The sequence below is a fragment of the Dietzia sp. SYD-A1 genome (assembly GCF_015356725.1).
In the GTDB taxonomy this organism is placed as follows: domain Bacteria; phylum Actinomycetota; class Actinomycetes; order Mycobacteriales; family Mycobacteriaceae; genus Dietzia.
Genome location: NZ_JADDKI010000416.1, coordinates 1 through 1376, shown reverse-complemented (window position 1 = coordinate 1376; position 1376 = coordinate 1). Strand labels below are relative to the sequence as shown.

Here is a 1376-nt window from a genome sequence, read left to right as displayed (position 1 = left end):
GCCCCGCGGAGCGCCGCGGCGGCCGAGGCCTGGCCGGAGGCGTCCATCGCGCCGATCCGGCAGCAGTGGCCGGCCGTCCGGATGCGCCCCGGTTCCCACGAGGCCACCCGGTCGGTGAAGGGGGTGAGCATCGCGTGGTCGCCGTCGAGGAACTCGTCGACGTGCAGGTCCACGCCGACCCCCAGCTCCTCGGCCAGATCGATCAGTCTGTGCGTCTCGGCGACACTGTCCGGGGCGATGTGGGGGGCGCCGCCGATGAGGTCGGCCCCGGCCTCCATGGCCGCGCGGACGCAGTCGGCGGGATCGTCGTCGCCCGCCATCGCGACGATCTGCAGGTCCAACTCGTCCGCGAGTTCGTCACGCACCCGGACCAGGGCCCGGATCCCGCGAAGGGGATCACCGTCGTCGTGGAGGTCGACGTGAGTGCGTACCGCCGTGGTGCCCTTGGCGACCAGACGACGGGCCGCCTCCAGCGCCCGATCATGGATCTCGTCCTCGTCGACCGTGGCGGAGAAGGCCCTCCACGCGTCGATCGCCGCGCCGAGGTCGCACCCCGGTGGCCTGGTCGCACCCCAGCTCAGGGCCTTGTCCAGGTGCGCGTGGGGTTCCGCCGGCGCCGTCAGGGCGAGGTAACCACGACCGTCGATCACTGCCGGGCGGTGAGCCTCGGGGCCGGCCCCGCCCGCCCGCTCGTCATCGTCGGCCCCGTCCACCTCCGTGACGGCGACGACCACACCACCCTCGATGTCCAGATCGACGACCCGGCCGTCGGGCAATCCGACCCCGGTGATGCGGTCGACCCGCCTCGGGCCTGTGGTGCGAGCCCTCCCGTCGTGCGGCCTCGCCACGGAGGCGTCGCGGCCCGCTGCTACGTCACCACGCTGGCGTGTGAGTGTGTCCACTGACTGGGTTCTCCTGCTCTGCCGGACCGTCCCCGACCGGGTCGGTATGGTGTCCTTGCGCTTTCGCTCAGGACGCGGGATATTGACCTCGTCAATACAGATCAGTGTCACGGGCGGGTGTTTCGACCGGATTACCCCGCCGGATCTGGCCTGTAACCGCTCACAGAACGCTCGCGGAGAACGGGAGGCACCGGTGTCGGGACTTCGGGAAGACGGTCTGACGCGCCTGGGTTCCCGCATCCGGCATCACCGTCAGCAACTCGGCCTGACCCTCGTGGAGGTGGCGGGCCACGCCGGCATCTCCCAACCCTTCCTCAGCCAGATCGAGCGAGGCAAGGCCGCCCCGAGCATGTCGACCCTCGAGGGCCTCGCGCACGCCCTGGGCACCACCCAGGCGCACCTGCTGGAAGCGGTCGACTCCGGCGACCAGGCGGCAGGCCGCCCGACGACGACCGACCGGGCAGCGTCCGGCGG

At 71.8% G+C, this 1376-nt stretch carries 1 protein-coding gene and 1 pseudogene; one reads left to right on the top strand and one right to left on the bottom strand.

Annotated elements, in window-relative coordinates; all coding sequences use genetic code 11:
- Positions 1 to 902 (bottom strand): annotated as a pseudogene (locus tag IY392_RS14995) (cytosine deaminase); the annotation flags it as partial.
- A 193-nt stretch (positions 903 to 1095) separates the two neighbouring features.
- Between IY392_RS14995 and IY392_RS19320 the strand changes: the two are divergent.
- Positions 1096 to 1376, top strand: a 281-nt coding sequence (locus tag IY392_RS19320) for a helix-turn-helix transcriptional regulator (RefSeq protein WP_309234192.1), incomplete at its 3' end; no start/stop codon positions are given.